Annotated in this window: 14 protein-coding genes; 11 read left to right on the top strand and 3 right to left on the bottom strand. The window is 38.1% G+C overall.

All coding sequences use genetic code 11. The annotated features are described in order from the left end of the window. Nucleotides 1-5: 5 nt before the first annotated feature. The 9 genes from xseA to spo0A all read left to right on the top strand — a co-directional run bounded on the left by xseA (nt 6) and on the right by spo0A (nt 10360). Entirely contained in the window at nt 6-1346 is a 1341-nt protein-coding gene (gene xseA, locus ACLHDF_RS06590; protein ID WP_413918116.1) for an exodeoxyribonuclease VII large subunit, read from the top strand. A 3-nt stretch (nt 1347-1349) separates the two neighbouring features. Then, nucleotides 1350-1583 (top strand): exodeoxyribonuclease VII small subunit, encoded by a 234-nt coding sequence (locus tag ACLHDF_RS06585; protein WP_013059140.1) that lies wholly within the window; start codon nt 1350-1352, stop codon nt 1581-1583. Continuing rightward, nucleotides 1583-2479 carry a polyprenyl synthetase family protein gene (locus ACLHDF_RS06580; RefSeq protein ID WP_413918115.1) on the top strand — a complete coding sequence of 299 codons (897 nt, stop codon included), beginning with the start codon at nt 1583-1585 and terminating at the stop codon, nt 2477-2479. Before ACLHDF_RS06585 ends, ACLHDF_RS06580 begins: the two co-directional genes overlap by 1 nt. Nucleotides 2480-2799: 320 nt before the next feature. Next, complete coding sequence (dxs, locus tag ACLHDF_RS06575) at nt 2800-4701, top strand: 1-deoxy-D-xylulose-5-phosphate synthase (protein ID WP_413918114.1); 1902 nt, start codon at nt 2800-2802, stop codon at nt 4699-4701. Next, a complete protein-coding gene (locus ACLHDF_RS06570) occupies nt 4698-5525 on the top strand; it encodes a TlyA family RNA methyltransferase (protein WP_413918113.1) in 828 nt (275 codons plus the stop codon). Before dxs ends, ACLHDF_RS06570 begins: the two co-directional genes overlap by 4 nt. 163 nt (nt 5526-5688) lie before the next feature. Beyond that, nucleotides 5689-6138 (top strand): transcriptional regulator AhrC/ArgR, encoded by a 450-nt coding sequence (gene ahrC, locus ACLHDF_RS06565; protein WP_013059136.1) that lies wholly within the window; start codon nt 5689-5691, stop codon nt 6136-6138. A gap of 16 nt (nt 6139-6154) precedes the next feature. Beyond that, nucleotides 6155-7882 (top strand): DNA repair protein RecN, encoded by a 1728-nt coding sequence (recN, locus tag ACLHDF_RS06560; RefSeq protein ID WP_413918112.1) that lies wholly within the window; start codon nt 6155-6157, stop codon nt 7880-7882. A 181-nt stretch (nt 7883-8063) separates the two neighbouring features. Further along, nucleotides 8064-9344 carry a SpoIVB peptidase gene (gene spoIVB / locus ACLHDF_RS06555; RefSeq protein ID WP_413918111.1) on the top strand — a complete coding sequence of 427 codons (1281 nt, stop codon included), beginning with the start codon at nt 8064-8066 and terminating at the stop codon, nt 9342-9344. Nucleotides 9345-9571: 227 nt separating this feature from the next. Next, entirely contained in the window at nt 9572-10360 is a 789-nt protein-coding gene (gene spo0A, locus ACLHDF_RS06550) for a sporulation transcription factor Spo0A (protein ID WP_013084985.1), read from the top strand. Nucleotides 10361-10602: 242 nt separating this feature from the next. Here the strand turns inward: spo0A and ACLHDF_RS06545 are convergent, their stop codons facing one another. Next, complete coding sequence (locus tag ACLHDF_RS06545) at nt 10603-11934, bottom strand: peptide MFS transporter (RefSeq protein WP_413918110.1); 1332 nt, start codon at nt 11932-11934, stop codon at nt 10603-10605. A gap of 309 nt (nt 11935-12243) precedes the next feature. Continuing rightward, nucleotides 12244-12396: a YycC family protein gene (locus ACLHDF_RS06540; RefSeq protein ID WP_413918109.1), complete on the bottom strand. Its 153-nt coding sequence runs from the start codon at nt 12394-12396 to the stop codon at nt 12244-12246. Between the two features lie 124 nt (nt 12397-12520). Here ACLHDF_RS06540 and ACLHDF_RS06535 point away from each other — a divergent pair, with 124 nt between their 5' ends. Then, the gene (locus tag ACLHDF_RS06535; RefSeq protein WP_413918108.1) at nt 12521-13249 is read left to right on the top strand and encodes a glycerophosphodiester phosphodiesterase; all 729 of its coding nucleotides are present in this window, start codon (nt 12521-12523) and stop codon (nt 13247-13249) included. Nucleotides 13250-13261: 12 nt separating this feature from the next. Here the strand turns inward: ACLHDF_RS06535 and ACLHDF_RS06530 are convergent, their stop codons facing one another. Then, nucleotides 13262-13513 carry a DUF2627 domain-containing protein gene (locus ACLHDF_RS06530; RefSeq protein ID WP_413918107.1) on the bottom strand — a complete coding sequence of 84 codons (252 nt, stop codon included), beginning with the start codon at nt 13511-13513 and terminating at the stop codon, nt 13262-13264. A gap of 177 nt (nt 13514-13690) precedes the next feature. On the opposite strand from ACLHDF_RS06530, the gene ACLHDF_RS06525 reads away from it, so the two are divergent. Next, nucleotides 13691-15760 carry a sigma 54-interacting transcriptional regulator gene (locus ACLHDF_RS06525; protein WP_413918106.1) on the top strand — a complete coding sequence of 690 codons (2070 nt, stop codon included), beginning with the start codon at nt 13691-13693 and terminating at the stop codon, nt 15758-15760. Nucleotides 15761-15826: the final 66 nt, after the last annotated feature.

The following is a 15826-nucleotide window of genomic DNA, read 5'->3' as shown; positions in this document are numbered from 1 at the left end:
AAATGATGAGTGAAGTGCGTTATCTAACCGTTACAGCTCTTACACGATACATTAAGCGCAAGTTTGATGTAGACCCTCACATGCAAGATGTATGGATTAAAGGAGAAATTTCTAACTTTAAACGTCATAGTCGAGGACATATGTATTTCACCTTGAAAGACCAAAATGCTCGCATCGCAGCCGTTATGTTTGCGGGACATAACCGTCAGCTCAATTTTCAGCCTGAAGAAGGGATGAATGTACTCATTCGAGCTGAAATCTCCGTTTATGAGCCAAGTGGGAATTATCAAATGTACGTAAAAGAAATGCAGCCTGACGGCGTTGGAAACTTATACTTGGCCTACGAGCAGCTGAAAAAAAAGCTGGAAAAAGAAGGCTTATTTAATCCTGCTAGGAAACGAAAACTGCCGAAGTATCCAACAACAATAGGTATTATTACATCTCCTACTGGGGCCGCCGTACGTGATATTATTACGACATTAAAGCGTAGGTATAACGCGAATATTATTGTCATGCCTGCTCTTGTTCAAGGAGTGAACGCGGCCCCGTCTATTATTAAAGCAATTGAAGAAGCAAACCGTCGTAAAGAAGCAGACGTATTAATTGTTGGTCGCGGCGGCGGGTCAATTGAAGAGCTTTGGGCTTTTAACGAAGAAAGCGTTGCTCGTGCAATTTTCACTTCTAATATTCCTGTTATCTCTGCGGTTGGACATGAAACTGATTTTACAATTGCAGACTTTGTAGCAGACCTGCGCGCCCCTACTCCAACGGGTGCTGCGGAATTGGCAGTGCCTCATATCAGTGAAATTACAGAAAGATTAACTCAGCGAAATATCCGTCTTCTCCGTTCGATGAAAGAGATGCTGCAGTCTAATAGCCGTAGGCTTGAGCGGTCTCAGAAATCATATGCTTTCCGTTATCCTCAAAAGTTAGTCGAGCAAAAAGAGCAGCAGTTAGATCAATTGATGGAGCGTTTTTATCGTGAAGGTAGAAGGTATATGGAGCAAAAACAAACGAGCTACGAGCAGTTAACAGCCGCTTTGTTGCGCAATCATCCCGAGCATCAGTTAACGAAAGCGGCAGAGCGTCAACAGCAGCTGACAAAAATGCTGACAAAAGAGATGCAGCAGCTACTAAAGCAAAGGCAGCTTTTGTTTGCAACGGCAACGTCAAAATTACATACGCTTAGTCCATTAAAAACAATGGAAAGAGGCTACAGCTTAGTATACGATGAAGAAAAAGAGTTAATTAAATCAACTAAACAAGTATCCAAAGGCGATGTGGTAAACGTTCGTTTGACGGATGGACAATTGAAGTGTGAAGTTTCGAAAATAGAGGAGCGATGAAAAATGGCGACAAATAAAGAGTATACGTTTGAAGAGGCGATGGAGCAGTTAGAAACCATCGTAAACAAGCTAGAAGAAGGCGACGTGCCTTTAGAAGAAGCAATTCAACAATTCCAAGAAGGAATGACTCTTTCAAAATTCTGTCACGATCGTCTTCAGCATATTGAAAAGCAAATGGAAACTATTTTACGCGAAGACGGAACGCTTGAGCCATTCTCCGTACAGGAGGAAGAGTAATGGTGAGTGAAATGAATTTAAAAGAGTATATTTCTTTTACAAAAGATCAAGTAGAAACACGCTTGCCTGGAGTGGTAAAAGCATTACAAGCTCCGGTTAACCTAAAAGAATCCATGCTTTACTCTCTTACAGCAGGAGGAAAGCGACTTCGCCCGGTGCTATTGTTCGCAACGCTACATGCGTTTGGAAAAGAGGAGAGCATGGGATTAGAAACAGCCTGTGCAGTGGAAATGATTCATACATATTCTCTCATTCACGATGATTTACCTAGTATGGATGACGACGACTTGAGAAGAGGAAAACCGACGAATCACAAAGTGTACGGCGAAGCAACGGCTATATTAGCCGGAGATGCTCTTTTAACAAATAGCTTCCAGTTAATTTCTGAAGCGGCACATCCTGAAATTACATCACAGATGAAACTTCAGCTCATTACAGAACTGGTAAAAGCAAGCGGAACAGAAGGTATGATCAGCGGACAGATTGCGGATATGGAAGGTGAAAAAAAGCAGCTCACGATAGATGAGCTTGAATATATTCATCTTCACAAAACTGGGAAGCTGCTAGGCTTTTGTGTAAAAGCAGGAGCTATTCTTGCAAAAGCTACTCCTCTACAGCAAGAATTACTAGAAGAATTCAGTAAACATGTAGGATTAGCGTTTCAAATTCAAGATGATATCTTAGATGTGGAAGGTTCCGAAGAAAAACTAGGAAAGCCAATTGGCAGTGATACAGAAAATGAAAAAACGACATATCCTTCTTTATTAGGTATGGAAGCGGCCAAAGAAAAGTTACAGTATCATGTTGAACAAGCACTTCTCTCTTTACGTCAAGCTCAAATTAAGCACGGATTACTAGAAGAAATTTGTTTATTTATAGCAAAACGTGATAGTTAATGACGATTTCTGTCAGGTTTTTTGAGTGATACAGTAAAATAAGATTGAGTCCCAATAGGGGCTATGCTATAATGATTTTACTACTGTATAAAAGCGTAGTGCATAGGTTTGAAAGACATATACAATACCTTGGTGGCCGTTATCACATTTGTGTTAGCGGCTATTTTTTCACTGTTTTCCTTTGAATATCACTGGTTTACTGATAAAATATCAAAGGTATTGTAAGGAATAAGGAAATACTAAAAATTGACTATATGTATAAAACAATAGACAATGTATTAAGGTAACTTTATAACAAGTACGAAAGTGAGTGATCCACCTTGGATCTTACAACAATAAAAAATCCTGAGTTTTTAAAGAAAATGTCAGTAACACAATTAGAAGAACTAAGTGAAGAGATTCGTCGGTTTTTAATTACAAAACTTTCTGCAACTGGTGGTCATATAGGGCCGAATTTGGGGGTCGTTGAGTTAACGCTTGCACTCCATAAAGTATTTGATAGCCCGAGAGATAAATTTTTATGGGACGTCGGTCATCAGTCGTATGTCCATAAGATTTTAACAGGACGAGCGGGAGAATTTGATACAATCCGCCAATATAAAGGGTTATGCGGTTTTCCAAAGCGTGATGAAAGTGAGCATGATGTATGGGAAACTGGACATAGTTCCACATCGCTTTCAGCCGCAATGGGAATGGCTGCTGCAAGAGATTTGCAAAAAACAAAAGCTCACATCGTTCCTATCATTGGTGACGGGGCTTTGACAGGCGGAATGGCTCTTGAAGCGCTTAACCACATCGGGCACGAACAAACGGATATGACCGTTATTTTAAATGATAATGAAATGTCTATCGCTCCTAACGTCGGAGCTGTACACAGCATTCTAGGCCGTTTGCGCACAGCGGGCAAATACAACTGGGTAAAAGATGAGCTTGAAGTCTTGCTGAAAAAAGTGCCTGCAGTAGGCGGTAAGCTTGCGGCAACGGCAGAGCGTGTAAAAGATGGCTTAAAATACATGGTTGTGTCAGGCATGTTCTTTGAAGATCTTGGCTTTACGTATTTAGGCCCGGTTGACGGCCATAGCTATGATGATTTATTGGAAACGTTACAATATGCAAAGAAAACAAAAGGACCGGTACTGATCCACGTTATTACGAAAAAAGGGAAAGGGTACTTGCCAGCTGAAAGCGATAAAAGCGGAGCATGGCATGGTACGGGCCCTTATAAAATTGAGTCCGGTGATTTTATTAAAGACAAAAATGTTCCAATTGCTTGGAGTAAACTAGTCAGCGATACGGTATTAAAGATGGCTAGGGAAGATGATCGTATCGTAGCAGTAACGCCAGCAATGCCTGTAGGTTCAAAACTTGAAGCGTTTCAAAAAGAGTTTCCGCATCGCATGTTTGATGTTGGGATTGCAGAGCAGCATGCAACAACAATGGCGGCTGGTCTTGCCACTCAAAATATGAAGCCTTTCTTAGCTATTTATTCTACATTTTTACAGCGTGCATACGATCAAGTGGTTCATGATATTTGCCGTCAGAAGCTAAATGTATTTATTGGAATTGATCGCGCTGGACTAGTAGGTGCTGATGGTGAAACACATCAAGGCGTGTTTGATATTGCGTTCTTACGCCATTTGCCTAACCTTGTTATTATGATGCCAAAAGACGAGAATGAAGGTCAGCACATGGTTCACACTGCTTTGACTTATGAAGAAGGTCCTATTGCCATGCGCTATGCTAGAGGAAACGGATTAGGTGTTGAACTAGATTCAGAACTGAAAAACATTCCGATTGGTACATGGGAAGTATTAAAAGAAGGTTCAGATACAACCATTTTAACGTTTGGTACAACGATTTCAATGGCTATGGATGCAGCAGAAGAACTTGGGAAGCAAGGAATCAGCGTAAAAGTGGTGAATGCTCGTTTTATTAAACCGATGGATGAAAAAATGCTTCATGAGATTTTCCAAACAAATAAGCCTGTGATTACGGTGGAAGAAGCGGTACTTCAAGGCGGTTTTGGAAGCGCAGTGTTAGAGTTTGCATCAGAGCACGGCTATTATGATACGCGCGTTGAACGTATGGGGATTCCAGATCGCTTTATCGAGCACGGCAGCGTAACAAAACTTTTAGAAGAAATTGGCTTAACCAAAGAAGAGATTATAAATCGAGTCAAAAAACTCGTAACACCAACACAAAAGAGGCTTGAAGTTAAGTGACAAAAAAAGAACGAGTAGATGTATTATTAGTAGAACGAGGTTTGATTGAAACAAGAGAAAAAGCAAAGCGTACAGTAATGGCTGGGCTTGTTTATGCAAATGAAGTCCGTTTGGATAAGCCGGGAGAGAAAATTGAACGCGATACGCCGCTGACAATTAAAGGTGCAGTAATGCCTTACGTCAGCAGAGGCGGCTTTAAGCTTGAAAAAGCGATTAAAGAATTTAATGTCCATGTAGCTGATAAAATCATGATTGATATTGGTTCTTCTACTGGAGGCTTTACCGATTGTGCGCTACAAAATGGAGCGAAGATGTCCTATGCGCTGGACGTCGGTTATAATCAGCTAGCTTGGAAGCTTCGTCAAGATGAACGAGTAGAAGTAATGGAACGAACAAATTTCCGTTATGTGACGCCGGCTGATTTATCAAGAGGCTTGCCTGAATTCGCATCTATTGACGTATCGTTTATTTCCTTAAGACTTATTCTCCCTGTGTTAAAAACACTTCTTGTTCCACACAGCGATGTTGTTGCGCTCGTCAAGCCGCAATTTGAGGCTGGAAGAGAACAAGTTGGGAAAAAAGGCATTGTACGTGATCCAAAAGTGCATGAAGAAGTCCTTCAAGGCATGGTGGATTTCTCCCTTCGTCAAGGATACGATGTATATAACATGTCGTATTCACCGATAACAGGAGGAGATGGGAATATCGAATTTCTTCTTCATCTGCGCTGGAAAGGCGAGCGTGAACTTGGTGAAAATCAAGCTCCGCTTACTGTAGGTGAAGTGGTCCAAGAAGCACATAAGACGTTAAAAGAGAAAAAATAATAATGGCCAATGTTAAGCACAAAGACTTAGCATTGGCGATTTGATTATGACTCTTTATAGAAAAGGTGCATAATCAAGTTGAACACATTATGATATTTAATTAGTGAAAGACTTAGAAACAACAAAACCAAAAGAAGATTACATATTAATGTGAGGTGCCAACATGAATAAAGGGCAAAGACATATTAAAATTCGTGATATTATCACGAATAACGATATTGAAACACAAGATGAACTGGTAGATATTTTAAAAAACCAAGGTTTTAATGTAACACAGGCAACAATCTCTCGTGATATTAAAGAATTACACTTAGTCAAAGTGCCTTTGATGGACGGTCGATATAAATACAGCTTGCCTGCAGATCAGCGTTTTAATCCTTTGCAAAAGTTAAAGCGCTCTCTTATGGACGCGTTTGTGAAAATTGATTCAGCTGGGCATATGTTAGTGATGAAAACATTACCGGGAAATGCAAATGCGATTGGAGCATTAATTGATCATTTGGACTGGGATGAAATATTAGGAACAATTTGTGGAGACGATACATGTTTGATTATTTGCCGTACTCCTGAAGATACGCAAATTATATCAGACCGATTCTTAGAAATGTTATAAAGGTGAGTGAAGCAGGTTGTTAGCTGAATTATCCATTAAAAACTTTGCGATTATTGATGAACTTTCTGTTTCATTTGAAAAAGGCTTAACGGTATTAACAGGCGAAACAGGAGCGGGAAAATCAATTATTATTGATGCCATTTCATTGTTAGTAGGTGGAAGAGGCTCTTCGGAGTTTGTCCGCCACGGAACAGACAGAGCCGAAATTGAAGGGCTTTTCTTATTCGATGAAGAACAGCATCCAAGTCATGAAAAAGCCAAACAAGTCGGTTTGGAAGTGGAAGATGGAATGATTGTGCTTCGGCGAGATATTACCACCAATGGGAAAAGTATTTGCCGGATCAATGGGAAGCTCGTAACGTTAGCTATCCTACGTGAAGTTGGCCAGACGTTAATTGATATACATGGACAGCATGAACACCAAGATTTGATGAATCAAGATCGTCACTTAACTCTTCTTGATCAATACGGAGGAGAAAAAGTAGAAGAGGCGTTGATGGAGTATCGAGAGGTATTTTCCAGGTATACATCGTTAAAAAAACAGTTAGATCAATTAACTGAAAATGAACAGCAAATGGCACATCGCTTAGATCTCATTCAATTTCAATTAGATGAAATCAAAGCGGCAAACTTGCAGTTGAACGAAGACGAAGAACTAAATGAAGAGCGTTTGAAGATTTCCAACTTTGAAAAGATCTATACGTCACTAAACGATGCGTACAATGCGCTGCACGGTGAACATCAAGGTTTAGACTGGGTAGGCGTAGCAATGAATCATACGGAAGATATTTCTTCACTAGAAAAAAATTATGCTGACATTTCTGAGATAATTTCATCGAGCTTCTATCAGCTAGAAGACGCGTCGTATAAAATTCGTCAGCAGCTTGATTTATTAGAATTTGATCCTAAACGTCTAGACTTTATTGAAGCGCGTTTAAATGAAATTAATCATTTAAAGCGGAAGTATGGTCAAAGCGTAGATGAAATCTTGGAATATGCAGCGCAAATTGAAGATGAAATTGATCGTATTGAAAATCGAGATACGCATGTCAGCAAGATCAAAGAGCAGTTAAACAGCGTAGCGCAGGATTTATTAGTAGAAGCTAACAATGTTTCAGCTATTCGAAAAAAACTTGCTCAAGATTTAACAGACAGCATCCATCATGAGCTTCAAGAACTGTATATGGCTAAAACTGTATTTCAAATTAAATTTTCTGTAGTAAATGCAGGCAAAAATGATGTTGAAGTAAATGGAGAAAGAATAAAATTCACCAAAGATGGTATTGATAACGTAGAGTTTTATATTTCCACTAATCCTGGTGAACCGTTAAAGCCTCTTGCAAAAGTAGCTTCCGGCGGAGAACTTTCAAGAATCATGCTGGCGTTAAAGAGCATTTTTTCTAAGCATCAAGGTGTGACGTCCATTATCTTTGATGAAGTAGATACAGGGGTAAGCGGAAGAGTAGCTCAATCAATAGGTGAAAAAATCCATGCCATTTCCGTTGATTCACAAGTGCTGTGCATATCTCATCTGCCGCAAGTAGCAGCCATGGCAGATACCCATCTATTCATTGCCAAGGAGACAAAAGGTGATCGTACAACGACGTCTGTTCTTCCATTAACTCTTGATGAAAAAGTAAAAGAAATTGGTCGAATGATTGCAGGAGCAGAAATTACAAGCTTAACGAAGGAACATGCCAAAGAGCTTTTAGCTTTAGCGGATAAGATGAAGCACACCATTTAAAAAAACACCTTTTAACACGTAACAGTATGTGTTAAAGGTGTTTTTTATTCAAATTTGAGGAACTGAAAATGTTTCCTTGCACTTCTTTTCATTTTTCTCTGAACTTCTGTTATAAATGCGCTCTAAGAAGGCTAAATTAAATGTGTAGCCATTTAGGCGAGGAAGCGAGGAGAGTGAAAACATGCAAAATCGATACAGACATATAATTGGTGCGATTCTCCTTGTTTCGTTCATTTTTGTAGGGTTTATTCCAGTTGTGCAACAATATATACACATTCCAAAACAAATCGTCTTATTTGAACAGCAAAAAGAAAAAATTAATACGACCTTACCGCTTAGCGTAGAAGCTTCATCTTCTGTTTACGATGTAACAAGTAACAAGGCGAAGCTGACCGTAGCAGGCAAGCAGGTAGGCAAAGAAGAATTGATGCTTCATTTGGCCGGCATTCCTGTAAAGCGGGTAGACGTGCAGGTATTATCAGATTTTAAAGTCATTCCAGGTGGACAATCAATCGGTGTGAAATTAAATTCAAAAGGTGTTCTTGTTGTAGGCTATCATCAAGTAGATACAACAAAAGGTAAAAAATCTCCTGGCGAAATTGCGGGTATTCAAGTTGGAGATATGATAACGAAGATTAATGGTAAAACGATTGAAAAAATGAGTGATATTACACCGTTTATTCAGCAGGCAGGGAAAACGGGTGAACCATTAAATCTGCATATTTTACGAGAAAAAAAGCAGTTTGACACTAAGCTATATCCATTAAAAGATAAACAAGACTATGCTTACAGAATCGGTTTATACATCCGTGATTCAGCTGCAGGAATTGGCACAATGACTTTTTATGATCCAAAATCTAAAAAATACGGGGCTTTAGGCCATGTTATTTCAGATATGGATACAAAAAAGCCAATCGTAGTAGAAGATGGCCAAATTGTCCGTTCAACCGTTACATCTATTGAGAAAGGTTCTAACGGCGTTCCCGGAGAAAAGCTAGCAAGGTTTTCTGAAGATAGACAAATCATTGGAAATATTACACGAAATAGTCCTTTTGGTATTTTTGGAAAATTGTCTTCAACAATGGAAAACGGAATAATAGATAAAGCAATGCCAATTGCCCTATCCCATCAAGTAAAAGAAGGACCAGCTAAAATTCTAACAGTGGTAGATAATGATCAAGTAGAAGAATTTGATATTGAAATCATGAGTACTATACCTCAAAAGTTTCCAGCCACTAAAGGAATGGTTATTAAAATTACAGATCCTAAATTGCTAAAGAAAACAGGTGGAATTGTTCAAGGAATGAGCGGGAGTCCGATTATTCAAAAGGGGAAAGTTGTTGGAGCGGTTACACATGTTTTTGTAAATGATCCTACCTCCGGTTATGGTGTCCACATTGAATGGATGCTTAACGAAGCAGGAATTGATATTTATAAAAATAATCGAAAAAAAGCGAGCTAATGTTGTCATTAGTTCGCTTTTTTTGATAAAAACTATTGTCGTAAATGTAAGAGAAAAACGTCGAAAAACAAAGAAAATAAGAGAAAATCGAATAAATTCCATTTAAAAGACTTTTTTCTAAAAAAATAAAGGAAATAATGTTGCATTGTCGAATTTGTCCTTTAGAATAAAGAATAGAGACACGTAGGAAACGACGTATAACATAAAGGACTGAGGAGGAAGCTGCATTGAAAAAAATTAAAGTATGCTTGGTTGATGATAATCGGGAACTAATTGGTTTGCTTGAAGATTATATTTCAGAGCAAGAAGACATGGAAGTAATCGGAGTAGCTTACAATGGACAAGAGTGTTTATCCATTTTAAAAGATAAAGATCCGGACGTTCTTGTATTAGACATTATTATGCCGCATCTAGATGGATTAGCAGTTTTAGGTCAGTTGAAAGAAATGAAAAAAGAAAATTATCCAAATGTTATTATGCTAACAGCATTTGGACAAGAAGACGTGACGAAAAAAGCGGTGGATTTAGGAGCTGCTTATTTTATTCTAAAGCCGTTTGATATGGAAAACTTAGTAAATCACATTCGTCAAGTTAGCGGACAAACGTCTTCGTTTATGCAACGTTCATCTTCTTCCATGCGTTCGCATCGCGACAGTAAACCAGCAAATTTAGATGCCAGCATTACGAGTATTATTCATGAAATTGGTGTACCTGCTCATATCAAAGGCTATTTATATTTGAGAGAAGCCATTTCAATGGTATATAAGGATATTGAACTGCTTGGATCGATTACAAAAGTGCTGTATCCTGACATTGCAAAAAAATATAATACAACGGCAAGCCGCGTTGAGCGCGCCATTCGTCATGCAATTGAAGTTGCGTGGAGCCGAGGAAATATTGATTCCATTTCTTCATTATTCGGATATACTGTCAGTATGTCAAAAGCGAAGCCGACAAATAGTGAATTTATCGCCATGGTTGCGGATAAATTACGCCTTGAACATAAAGCGAGTTGAAAGGGATAGGACTGCTGGAATTACGGGGTTTTGAGTGAGTTTATACCTTTTGTAATACAGAGTACATGCCGATAAACTTTTGAAAATTACACTAGATATCAAACTGAAAACCAATAAACTTTTTACTGCAGGGCCGATGAATTTTAAGGATTCATTGGTCTTTTTACTTTTCATGAACGTTAAAAAATTTAAAGTGTATGTTATATCAAACAAAAAGCAGCCTTCAGAAAAGGCTGCTTTCTTTAATCCATTAATTTAGCAATCGGTTTTGAAAGGAACAGAACAACAATTCCAAGTACAATTGTCACAGCTCCGATTAAGCTGAAAATATCAAAATAACCTAGTGACTGTGTATAAGATGCAAGAACACCAGCTAGCTTATTAGCAACAGCAGAGCTTGCCATCCATACGCCCATTAAAAGAGAAGCAAGCTTTAATGGAGCCAGTCTACTTACCATGGACAATCCTACTGGCGAAATCATAAGCTCAGCTAGCGTGTGTAGGAAGTAAGTAAAAATCATAAACAGGATATTTACTTTTAAAGCTGGGTCATTACCAGTATACATAACAGCTGGAATTAAAAGTAAGAATCCTAATCCAACCGTTACAAGTCCCATGCCCATTTTTGTTGGTGTTTTAAAATCACCGCGTTTTGAATTTCCTAGCTTGTACCAAACTAGTGACATAATTGGTGCTAAAATCATAATGAATAGTGGATTCAATGATTGGAACCACTCTGTTGGAACCGTGAAACTACCTATTTGACGATCAATTTGATCTTGAGCATATAGTGTTAAAGAACTTCCAGCCTGTTCAAAAGCTGTCCAGAAGGCAATAACAATAAAGGCCAAAATAACGATAGCAACCGTTCTTTTCTTTTCTCGTGCCGTCAGCGTAGCAGTTGATGTTTGAGATGCTGCTGCGTGAACTTTTCCTGTAGGCTCTTTCCCAATATCACCTAAATAGCGATTAGCTAGTAAGTTAAATAAAATTTGTCCAACAACCATTCCAATAGCTGCTGTTAAAAATCCGTATTTGTAACTCATTAACCCAACAACTAATGGTGCAAAAAATGCGCCAAAGTTAATACCCATATAAAAAATGGTAAAAGCACCGTCACGACGAGGATCATTTTCTTCATACAGATCTCCGACTAATGTGGAGATATTCGGTTTGAAAAATCCGTTTCCGATAATTAATAAAGCAAGTCCTATATACAAAGCGGCTACGCTTTGATGAATGAAGATTGAAAAATTCCCAAGTGCCATAATTATACCACCGATAGTGATGGCTAGCCTTCTTCCGAGGAAGCGGTCTGTTAAATATCCGCCAATCATCGGTGTAATATAGACAGCACTAGTGAATGTTCCATATAAGCTCAGTGCAGTTGCTTTATCTACACCGAGTCCACCTTGAGCAGCGGTAGCAGTTAAATAAAGAACCAAAATGGCTCTCATTCCATAATAACTAAATCTTTCCCATGCCTCAGTAGCGAATAATAAGTACAGTCCAGGAGGATGTTTTTTCCTAGACTCATTTGGCTGCTGATTTTCGTGTTGTACAGCTGCTTGCATAATGAAGTCCCCCTAAAAATTTTCTCATACTATCTAATTCTTTTATTTGAATTGATCAAAAAATCAGAATATAAGTACTGGAATAATATAATGTATTTTTATTTTAGTAGAAAAACAATAATTTCGTCAATGAAATTATATGGAAAAATCAAAAAATAATTAAATATACACAAAAAAGTATTAAATTCCTTATTTAAAAGCGTTTTTAAAAATACATTTATATTATTAAATATTCTAATATATGTTGAGGGAGTAGAAAAAATAATGTAATACTATTTTTTTAAAAAGAAAACGAAAAAAAAAGATCTGTTATTCAGATCTTTTTTTATCTTCGCTCGCATTTAATTCAGCAAGTTTCTGCAGCAAAATATGCTGAGGCATATGCATTAATTGCTCGAGGGGGATATTTAATTGTTCTGCTAATTTTACGGCTGTATCCGGTGAAATTTGCAGCGGTCTCATACACAACGACCTCCTTTTGCATATAAAGTAATGAAAGTGAAAAAGTATAAACAGTAAATTCGTGCTTTCACTATTAAGTAATGCTAAAGTTAATAATAAGTGATAATAGAGGAGTTGAGCAAGTATGTTTGTAATTGGTCATCGCGGCGCAGCTGGAACGTTTCCTGAAAATACGATGATTTCCTTCAAAGAAGCAGCGAGAGTTGGAGCACACGGAATTGAAATTGATGTGCATATGACAAAAGATGGAGAACTTGCTGTAATTCATGACGAAAAAGTAGATCGAACGACAAATGGAAAAGGGTATGTAAAAGATTTTACGTATCAAGATTTACAAAAATTAGATGCGAGTTATAAGTTCAAAAAAAAGTACGGAGTATGCAAAATTCCCACGTTAAATGAAGTAATGGAGTGGGCTTCAAGCAAAGGGATTAGTGTAAATATTGAGTTGAAAAACAACATATTTGACTATCCATACTTGGAAATGAAAGTCTTAGATTTAATTTATTTATACAAGATGAAGGATCGAACGATGATTTCATCTTTTAATCATAACAGCCTAGCTCGAATAGGCTCTTTGGATTCTACAATTGAAACAGCCATTTTATATTCTTATCCGATGTATGAGCCATGGGTATATGCGCAGCATCTTGGTGCAAAAGCTCTTCACCCTAATCATCGTACCGTGAATGAAGTAAATGTAGCCGCTTCAAAAGATTATCAAATCCCAGTGCGACCTTACACAGTAAATGATGTGAAATTAGCTGAGCAGCTTCGGAAATATGGATGTGAATCCGTTATTACCGATTATCCGGAAAAAATGGTAAAGCAATTTGGGGGGCGCTTTTCGTAAAAAAACATCGCATTAATGCGATGTTTTTTTATCTTTTTGAAATCTGTTTTGAACTTTGTTTCGCTTGCGGTCTCTATGCAGAATAAAGCCAGCAACAAATCCAAGACCAATTACAAAAAACAAAAGACCGACTGAAAATTGCAAAAATAAAGAAGGGAACGGGGATTGCAGGATGCCAAAAATCATATCTCTCATAAGTTTAATGCCATATCCAGCGAGTATACCAGGAATAAGTAAGATTAGCAGGGCAATAATTCGAACCATAACTTCTCCTTTCGCTTATCTTTTTTTAAAAATGAATGCGTTTACATTATGAAACCGTTATACTTGAATCATAAAAGAACTAAATAAATTGTCAAGAGTGTTTCTTTTTTTATATGATAGGTATATGCAATATTTTGCACGGAATATGTACATATTAAGTAGAAAAGGTGAAAAAAAATGCAAAGTGTATTGATTGTTGGAGGAGGAAAAGGCGGATTAGCTATTCTGAAAATCTTGTTGGAAACCGAATTTATGAAAGTAATTGGTGTGGTAGACATACGAGCTGATGCGCCGGCCGTTTTGCATGCGCAAGAACAAGATATTTCGACGGGAACGAATTGGGAGCCTTATATGACAAAGCAGCTTGATGTCATTATTGAAACAACAGGTAAACAAGGCGTCTTTCAACAATTGCAGACAAGCAAACCAGCTGAGGTACTGGTAGTACCGGGATTGGTTGCTGAAATTATGGCAAATTTGATGGAGGAAAAAGAAGAGTTAATTCAGCGGTTAAAGCAAGAATCGTATAAATATGATCTTATTTTCAACGCCGCTCATGATGCGATGGTCGTAATTGATAGGAATGGATATATTACGCTATTTAATCAAAGTGCTGAGCGTTTGACGAACCTTTCAAACAGAGATGTAAGGGGCAAGCATCTTCATCAAGTTATTCCCAACAGTAAACTTATTGATGTTCTTCACACAAAAACAATTGATCAAAATAGTGAATTTGTGTTAGATAGCGGACGCAAAGTCATTACAACTAGAATACCAATACTCGACGAGAATGGAGAGTTGTTTGGAGCTTTTTCGATTTTTAAAGATATTACAGACGTTGTCGGGTTGGCAGAAGAAGTTACGAACTTAAAAGAAGTACAAACTATGCTTCAAGCCATTATTCACTCTTCCGAAGAAGCTATTTCTGTTGTTGATGAAGAGGGAAGAGGGATTTTAATTAATCCTGCTTATACAAGGATTACAGGTTTGAAAAAGGCGGATATTATTGGTCAGCCTGCGACTGCTGATATTTCTGAAGGAGACAGTATGCACATGAAGGTGCTGCAAACAAGGCGTCCTGTTCGAGGAGTAAGAATGAGGCTTGGTCCGAGTAAAAGAGACGTAGTTGTGAATGTTGCTCCCGTTATTGTTAATGGAAAATTAAAAGGCAGCGTTGGCGTTATTCATGATATGTCTGAAATTCAAGAGCTTACAAATGAACTCAAAAGAGCGCGTCAAATTATCCGAACGCTTGAAGCAAAATATTCATTTGCTGATATCATTGGTCAGTCGGAAGAGTTTCAGTTAGCAATTGAACAAGCAAGGCTTGCTGCTAAAACACCAGCTACTGTTTTACTCAGAGGTGAATCTGGGACAGGTAAAGAGTTGTTTGCACATGCGATTCATAATGCGAGCAGCCGAAAGTTTAATAAATTTGTTCGAATTAACTGCGCTGCGCTTTCTGAGTCTTTGCTTGAAAGTGAACTTTTTGGGTATGAAGAAGGAGCTTTTTCTGGGGCAAAACGAGGCGGGAAACGAGGCGTTTTTGAAGAAGCTAATAACGGTAGCATCTTTTTGGATGAAATCGGAGAGCTCTCAGCTCATATGCAGGCTAAGCTGCTTCGAGTGCTTCAAGAAAAAGAGCTTATTCGGGTTGGGGGAACGACTCCTATTCCAGTGAATGTTCGTGTTATTGCAGCTACGAATGTAAATTTAGAAAAAGGAATGGCGGATGGAAGCATCAGACAGGACTTGTATTATCGGCTAAACAAAATTCCAATTCACATACCTCCTCTTCGGAAGAGAAAAGAAGATATTGAAGCGCTTGTTACACACTTAATTACAAAAATTAATCAGGATTACGGCCGGCATGTTGAAGGAGTAACAGAGCGTGCTTTACAATCATTAAGATCATACGACTGGCCAGGGAACGTCCGGGAGCTTGAAAATATATTAGGCAGAGCTATTATCTATATGCACTATACGGAGACAATGATTGATTCTGTTCATCTACCTTCACTTGAAGGCAAGAGCAAAAAAGAAAAAAATCAGGTGAATGAAGAGATGGTGTTCGAAGGAAAGACCTTAGCACACATGATGGAAAACTATGAAGCGAAACTTATTCAAAAAGTACTGCTTGCAAACGAGTATAACCGAACTAAAACAGCAAAGCACCTTAATATTTCGCTACGCTCTTTATATTATAAGTTGGAAAAGTACAATCTTGCAAATAATAGCATGCAATAAAATGCATGGTGTGCAATTTATTGCGTATAAATAGAGAGAGATTTTTTCTTTTTACTTGCTAATAGA

This window comes from Priestia megaterium (assembly GCF_046599315.1).
Classification (GTDB): Bacteria; Bacillota; Bacilli; order Bacillales; family Bacillaceae_H; genus Priestia; species Priestia megaterium_F.
This window is presented reverse-complemented; position numbering and strand designations above follow the sequence as displayed.

Excerpts from the sequence above, each read along its gene's own strand:
- ACLHDF_RS06585 (WP_013059140.1), top strand. The coding sequence starts at position 1,350 with ATGGCGACAAATAAAGAGTATACGTTTGAAGAGGCGATGGAGCAGTTA.
- ACLHDF_RS06530 (WP_413918107.1), bottom strand. The coding sequence starts at position 13,513 with ATGGTTCGAATTATTGCCCTGCTAATCTTACTTATTCCTGGTATACTC.
- ACLHDF_RS06540 (WP_413918109.1), bottom strand. The coding sequence starts at position 12,396 with ATGAGACCGCTGCAAATTTCACCGGATACAGCCGTAAAATTAGCAGAA.
- spoIVB (WP_413918111.1), top strand. The coding sequence starts at position 8,064 with ATGCAAAATCGATACAGACATATAATTGGTGCGATTCTCCTTGTTTCG.
- ACLHDF_RS06545 (WP_413918110.1), bottom strand. The coding sequence starts at position 11,934 with ATGCAAGCAGCTGTACAACACGAAAATCAGCAGCCAAATGAGTCTAGG.
- xseA (WP_413918116.1), top strand. The coding sequence starts at position 6 with ATGAGTGAAGTGCGTTATCTAACCGTTACAGCTCTTACACGATACATT.
- ahrC (WP_013059136.1), top strand. The coding sequence starts at position 5,689 with ATGAATAAAGGGCAAAGACATATTAAAATTCGTGATATTATCACGAAT.
- ACLHDF_RS06580 (WP_413918115.1), top strand. The coding sequence starts at position 1,583 with ATGGTGAGTGAAATGAATTTAAAAGAGTATATTTCTTTTACAAAAGAT.
- ACLHDF_RS06535 (WP_413918108.1), top strand. The coding sequence starts at position 12,521 with ATGTTTGTAATTGGTCATCGCGGCGCAGCTGGAACGTTTCCTGAAAAT.
- ACLHDF_RS06525 (WP_413918106.1), top strand. The coding sequence starts at position 13,691 with ATGCAAAGTGTATTGATTGTTGGAGGAGGAAAAGGCGGATTAGCTATT.